7 protein-coding genes are annotated in these 5,828 nt (G+C 70.5%); 2 read left to right on the top strand and 5 right to left on the bottom strand.

The genetic code is table 11. The features are described 5' to 3' along the window. Window positions 1–542: 542 nt before the first annotated feature. The 3 genes from ACIRST_RS40450 to ACIRST_RS40460 form a co-directional block, all read right to left on the bottom strand. Window positions 543–827, bottom strand: a complete 285-nt coding sequence (locus ACIRST_RS40450) for a putative quinol monooxygenase (RefSeq protein ID WP_402809368.1) — start codon at window positions 825–827, stop codon at window positions 543–545. Between the two features lie 4 nt (window positions 828–831). Further along, a complete protein-coding gene (locus ACIRST_RS40455) occupies window positions 832–1,686 on the bottom strand; it encodes a helix-turn-helix domain-containing protein (protein WP_402809371.1) in 855 nt (284 codons plus the stop codon). Window positions 1,687–1,846: 160 nt separating this feature from the next. Continuing rightward, window positions 1,847–2,620, bottom strand: coding sequence for a hypothetical protein (locus ACIRST_RS40460; RefSeq protein WP_402809374.1), 774 nt, complete (start codon window positions 2,618–2,620; stop codon window positions 1,847–1,849). Here ACIRST_RS40460 and ACIRST_RS40465 point away from each other — a divergent pair. Further along, window positions 2,597–3,310: an SMI1/KNR4 family protein gene (locus ACIRST_RS40465; RefSeq protein ID WP_402809377.1), complete on the top strand. Its 714-nt coding sequence runs from the start codon at window positions 2,597–2,599 to the stop codon at window positions 3,308–3,310. The genes ACIRST_RS40460 and ACIRST_RS40465 overlap by 24 nt on opposite strands. A 165-nt stretch (window positions 3,311–3,475) precedes the next feature. Here ACIRST_RS40465 and ACIRST_RS40470 read toward each other — a convergent pair whose 3' ends face one another. Beyond that, window positions 3,476–4,171, bottom strand: coding sequence for an HNH endonuclease family protein (locus tag ACIRST_RS40470; RefSeq protein ID WP_402809380.1), 696 nt, complete (start codon window positions 4,169–4,171; stop codon window positions 3,476–3,478). A gap of 98 nt (window positions 4,172–4,269) precedes the next feature. Then, the gene (locus ACIRST_RS40475; protein WP_402809382.1) at window positions 4,270–4,509 is read right to left on the bottom strand and encodes a hypothetical protein; all 240 of its coding nucleotides are present in this window, start codon (window positions 4,507–4,509) and stop codon (window positions 4,270–4,272) included. Between the two features lie 611 nt (window positions 4,510–5,120). On the opposite strand from ACIRST_RS40475, the gene ACIRST_RS40480 reads away from it, so the two are divergent. Further along, complete coding sequence (locus ACIRST_RS40480; RefSeq protein ID WP_402809385.1) at window positions 5,121–5,348, top strand: hypothetical protein; 228 nt, start codon at window positions 5,121–5,123, stop codon at window positions 5,346–5,348. The last annotated feature ends 480 nt before the right edge of the window (window positions 5,349–5,828 follow it).

A 5,828-nucleotide genomic window follows, 5' to 3' on the forward strand; every position in this document is an offset into this window, starting at 1 on the left:
AGGACAAGAGCGCCTGGTTAAACCGACCCAAGGATTGCCCATTGCGATGAGGGAAGCCCACATTACATCATCAATCGACCCGCATAATTGGAGAAATCCAGGGCCGATCCATGAACTCCAAAAACAACGAGCTCCAAAAGAGCCCACGCCCCACATTGCCGCACTTGACGGCTTCTGAGCAGACTGGCCCGGTCGCGGCATGCGCGAAATCTGAGACCGGGCTGGCTTAGTAGGACGTCACGTCGCGGTGGATGAGACGTGCCCATCTCGCTATCCCAGACTTCCCTTGCTTTTCTCGGCCATGAGGTGCCGGTGTTCGGCGCGTAAAGCGCCGAGCACCCCCCAACTGCTGCCGGACGCGAGACGCTACCTGGCCCGCGTGCGTCCCTGCTTGCCCGGACGAACCCCTTGTGATGGCGGGCTGGTGTGGTCACCAGCGCCACGCCCATCGGCCTGGCACCGACCGCGGCGAGTGGTGGCGCCCGCTCCCACGAGTCCACGGGTACCTACCGTCCGGAACTCGGCGTTCCGGGGGCCGGCGGTCATCGGACGAAGCCGCCTACCGTGTCGGCGATCTCCACCTGGACCTCGCTGAGCAGCAGTTCGGGGAAGCGAGCCAGAAGCTCGGTGACGTACGGAGCAGCGAAGTGCGCCTCGTGGGCGGCCCGGTCGGCGTACCACTCGGCCATCAGGAACCGTCCGCCATCTTGGCGACCCACCGAGTAGGCGAGTGCGCCTGGTTGCCGGCAGGTCCGTTCCGCCCTGTCGCACAGCAGGCCCTCCAGCTCCTCTTCCCGATCAGGCCTGGCTTGCAGGATCACGGTCATCTGACTACCTCTCGACCTCGCGTTCGGCGTTGGAGACTCCAGCCTGGCCCAGCGCAAGCAGCGAGTCATAGTAGAAATGCGTCAGACCGCGTCCCAGCAGTTCCGACGGGCGCGCCGCCGTGAACTGCCGGAACTCACGGATGAAGTGGTTTTGGTCGTAGTAGCCCGCCGCCAACGCGGCGGGCAGGTACCTCTGCTGATCCGATCGCATCAGTGCCTTCGTGACCTGCTGGAACCGAGCCAGGCGCTGGAACTCCTTCGGCCCCGCACCCACCGCTGCTGGGAACGCCCGTTGCAGCCAGCGCGGACTGACCGACAACCGCTGGGCCAACGAGGCCATCCGCAGCTGCGCGGGAGAGCGGTAGACCATCGCCACAGCCGCGTCGACCGCCGTCGCCGCCCGATGGTGTGCAGCCAGCCGGGCCAGCAGAAACCGGTCGAGCAATCCAGCCAGGTTCGAGGCATCGCTCGACACCGACACCCGCTCCACCAAGCGGCGCCCCGCAGCACCCCACAGATCCTCGGTGCTCAGAACAGAGTCCACAATCTCGCCAACCCCTGGAGCCATGAAATGCCGCAGGGCTCCGGCCCGGAACCTGACCGCCACCAAGCCCACGGGCTCCCGCGCGACCAGGTTCCAGGAGGACCGCCGCAGACACACCAGGTGTGCCGATGGCAGAGGCAACGACAGCGAGCCGTCCAGGCGCTGTAGTTCACCCCCAGCGGCGCGGCGGATCCAGAGCTCGGCACCGGTACCCGGTAGCAGCCGCGGCAGCCGGCCGACCTCCGCGGTGCACCACCAGTACCGCTCGACAAAGGGACGCAGCGGCTGTGACGGCATCGCATGCTCGATCTGCATGATTACTCCGCCCTCCTCTCCTGCCCAGTCGGCTCCGACCGGGCAGACGAGTCGATCACGGCCACAGCACACCGCTCAACCAAGTTGTCGTTCCGTCAGCATTCCCGTGCTGAATCGCCGTGAGCTTCGTCCTCCTGGGCGCGGAACAGGCAGAGTCCTATTACAACGGCGGGCCGTCGGGATGCCCATCCGCGACGGGCCACCCTGCACCGTCGACGTACGGGCTGCGGTCGTCGTCGCCGCGCCGGGCAAGTCCCTCGGTGTCGTGGCCCCACGCGGTCAGGGCGTCGAGGGCCTGCCGGCGGCGCCACCGGGTGTCGCAGACACGCAGGAGGCGGCGGGCACGTTCGGCGGGGCCGTCACGGTGCCCGGCCAGAGCGGGGTGTTCAGCAAGAGCCAGGCCCGCGCACAGCGCCTCCTCGGCGACGGCAGCGTCGGGGTCGTCGAGGAACGGCTCGACCGCCTGGAACAACACCGGCCTCAAAGCCCGCACCGCCACCAACGCCGGATAGCCCTCCAGAAAGTCCTCTCCGAAGTACCGCTGACGGACCGCCACACACTTGTCGTCGCTGTCATACGCGACACCGGCAAGCCAAGCCAACAGCAGCGTGCACACGCGGTCCGCCGTCCCGCGGTGCTGCCCTGCGCGGCGGCCCAGGACCGCGGCCACACACAGCGTGACCGGCGCGGTCGCCTCGTAGATCGTGTTCTGGTGCCGCACCGGCTCGTCCAGAGCGTTGAGAGCCTGCCGGGCCTCTCCCGCAGTCAGGTCCGGGTCCAGCAGGCGGACCAGTGCACGCGGCAGCCTCCTACCGCTCCCGAACGCCGTGTCCAGCGACGGCCAGGCGGTCCCCCGCACCACCACCCACGGATCCGGCAGAACATCGGGCAAAGGCACCGGAAGCCCGGCATGCGCACCGGAAGTCGTCGTCACCCACCGCACCCTAGAACACGCCACCGACACCGGGCCCGGGGCGGTCAGCGCCATTCCCGGCGAACCCACCCGGCCCCTGGCTGCAGGAACGTCCCGAGGTCTGTCCGGCTACAGTTCCGCCCCGTGACCGATGCCTCCCGACGTACCGCCGCAGACGACGACGCGCTTGTGGAAAGGCTGCATGCTCTCGCCTGGAGTACAACAGGTGCGGCCGCCGCCGACGGCTGTCCTCCGGACCGACCGTTCCCCCCGATCACGAAGACCGAGATCGAACAGGTGGAACGGCAGCTCGGGTACGAGCTGCCGCTCCTGCTCCGCCGTATCTACACCGAGATCGGCGACGGCGGGTTCGGCCCCGAGAACGGCCTTGCCTCCCTGACCCCGCGCCGCGTCCCGCACTGGCACCAGTCGGACTGGCCCCTGGCCACCTCCCCGCCCACCCGCTACCCCGGCTGGGGGCCGCCCGCGTCATGGCTCTTCCTGACCGGTGGCGGCTGCAGCATGCAGTGGCTCGTCTCGCTGACAGCGATCGACAACCCCGTCCTGCTCTGGGACGCCGACGGCTGGGAACCCCACTGGGGCGAGAACCCCCACGACGGCCTGCGCTACGCCACCCCGTCACTGCGCCACTGGCTGTGGACCTGGGCAGACGGAGGCTGGGTATGGGACGAAGCACTCAAGATCATGTAGGCGACCGCGCCTCGCCCCCACACCCAGGACCGCCCACCCACCACCGCCCCTTCCGGCCCCTCACGCGTCAAGCCCATGCGCAAACAGGTCACGGTCGCCGGTCGAGAAACCGCTCCCCGGGCTGTTGGGCCGCGGACTGCGGCCCCGCACCCTGGCGTGCGTCGGTCAGCGGGCCAGGGTCACCGTCAGCGTCTCGTCCGGGCACCCGGCCACCAGGTGCTCCATCGCCTCCCGCTCCCGGCCATCCACGGCAAGACCCCAGCGCGTCTTCACCGCCGTCCAATCCGTCAGATACGTGCAGCGGTAAGCCTCCAGCGGCGGCAGCCACTCCGAGATGTCCTTGTCCGCCTTCGCCCGGTTGCTGCGCGCCGAGACCGCCACCAGGGACCGGCCGTCGCCGAGGTCGTTCGCGTAGGCCTCCCGCTCACCGGCGGTCCAGGCCGAGGCCCCGCTGTCCCACGCCTCCGCCAACGGCACTACATGATCAACATCCAGAAGGCGGGCGTCGGTGAACACCAGGTCGTCGTAGGGCGACACCCACACCCCGCCCTCCAGCGCGCACTTCGCGCCGATCGCCGGCGCCTGGACGGCCTCCGCGATCAGCACCTCGGCCCTCGTGTTGCAGCCGTTCCTGTCCGCGTCGATCCAGTGCCGGAACTTCGTGCGCTCGTAGCCCTCCCGGCTCTCCTCCGCCACCGGCAGCGAAGCGATCGCCTCCGACAGCGGAGCGGACACCGTCTCCCCCACCCGGTGATGCGCCGCAGCGCCGGGTGGGGCGTGGACGGCTGCGTGGGCCGGCACGGCGGGCAACAAGACGGCGGCGGCGGCCAGAGCGGCCGCGAGCACGGGACGAAGACGCACCGGAGTCCTCCAGGAGACTCGACGAGGAAGGTCACCCGGAGAACCCCCGCGCGCGGCCACCGGTCACCGGCCTGCGCGGGCGGCCACCTGAACGAGCGTCACGGACGGCGGGAGACCGCCCCAGCGGTGAACCACTGCACGAGCGTCGCCGCCAGGTGGACAGCCATCTCGGCGGCCACCTGCGTCTCCGGGCGGGTCGGAGCCTGGCCCCCGTGGCGGCTGGTCTGCCCCTGCCACAGCAGCTGGAGCATCCCGAGTACCGGCGCCGGGTCGCCGCCGCCGTTCTGCTCGATGGCCAACGCAAACTTCCGCGGCGAGTCGCGCAGCACAGCGATCACCGTGCCGAGGGTGGCCTTCGGTTCTCCCGTCCCGGGACCGTTTCCTAGGGCCATCGGACAAAGGGGGCCGACTCCACCACGCAGGTGAGTGATTCAAGCTACGAGCCGAGTTATCCACAGGAATCCGGATCCGAAATCCGCCGGGCCCCGCCATTGGGCACCGTGTCCTCATCCGCCGACAACAGCCCGTCGGCCAGAGTCCGGAAGGACCCGCCGTGCCACCAGCACTCCCGGCCCCACTGACCGAGACTTTCCGTCCCCATCCGTCCCTCGACGCGGCCTTCGAACGCCGGGCAGTGCCGGGCAGCCCACACGGTGCCACTTCTGCCGCGTCCACGACTCCGACCGGTGCAGAGGCATGCCTGATCAGCCCGCCCGACCACACACGGGTCCGGCGGCGCAGTCGCTCGTCTTCCCAAGCCGGAGCAGGAGTTGACCCGCCCCTCCAGCCGCGTACCGTGCGCCGGTTGCACCGAGTCGGGGTCTCCGAAACCTCCCGCCTGAACCCCCTTGATCGGCGCTCTCAGCGCCCTACCGTCCGGCTCAGCGGACCCCGCCGAACCCGGCCGCAGCGTCCGCACCCACCAGTCGACGACCCCAGGGGAACCGTCATGAACGAGCGCACACCGGCACGACGACGCACCACGCGCACCACACCATCCGGTGCCCCGGCCGTGCAGGTCGCAAGCGAGGCTCACCGCGAGACCGAGGCACAGCGTCGTCCGGCCTGGCGCGACCCCGCCCGTATGAGCGGCGCGGTCCTGGCCTCTGCCGGCTCCTCGCTGCTCATCACCGCAGTGAACTTCCTCGCCCAGCACATCGAGGTGACCTGGCACTGACGCACCGCCGGGGCCGGTCCGCACATCCGCTCGGGGGCCCGGACGCGGACCGGCCCCTCCACGGTGCGCGAACACCGGCCCCGGCGCAGCCCGGACTGGGCCGAGACGGTGTCAGCCAGCCGTGCCGGCCTCTTCCCCGCCGGCTTCGGCCGGTTCCAGCGTCGGTCCGGCGGGCTCGGGGGCAGTCGTGGCCGGCTGGATGATCCGCACCGCCTGGTCCGTGCCGTTGGCCGTGTCCGGCAGGGACCGTGTCGAGGCCCGCAGTCTCCTTCAGCACGTCGACGGCCAGGCTCCCTCGGCCGAGGCCGCGTAGCCGGATCGCTCGCGGGGGTCGGTGGCTTCGGTTCGGCGTGAGGCTGCCGCGGTGGGGGGGGGCCCCCGGCGGGGGGGGGGGGCCGGGCCGGACCGCGCCGGAGCGCCCCCGGCAGCGCCCGGGCGCGGGAGCCGACCACGGCCGCCGGGGAAGGACAGACCCGGACC

Source organism: Kitasatospora sp. NPDC101447 (assembly GCF_044767225.1).
GTDB lineage: Bacteria > Actinomycetota > Actinomycetes > Streptomycetales > Streptomycetaceae > Kitasatospora.

Coding starts and splice junctions, on each gene's coding strand:
- ACIRST_RS40450 (WP_402809368.1), bottom strand. CDS start 827: ATGACCGTGATCCTGCAAGCCAGGCCTGATCGGGAAGAGGAGCTGGAG.
- ACIRST_RS40455 (WP_402809371.1), bottom strand. CDS start 1,686: ATGCAGATCGAGCATGCGATGCCGTCACAGCCGCTGCGTCCCTTTGTC.
- ACIRST_RS40465 (WP_402809377.1), top strand. CDS start 2,597: ATGCGCACCGGAAGTCGTCGTCACCCACCGCACCCTAGAACACGCCAC.
- ACIRST_RS40480 (WP_402809385.1), top strand. CDS start 5,121: ATGAACGAGCGCACACCGGCACGACGACGCACCACGCGCACCACACCA.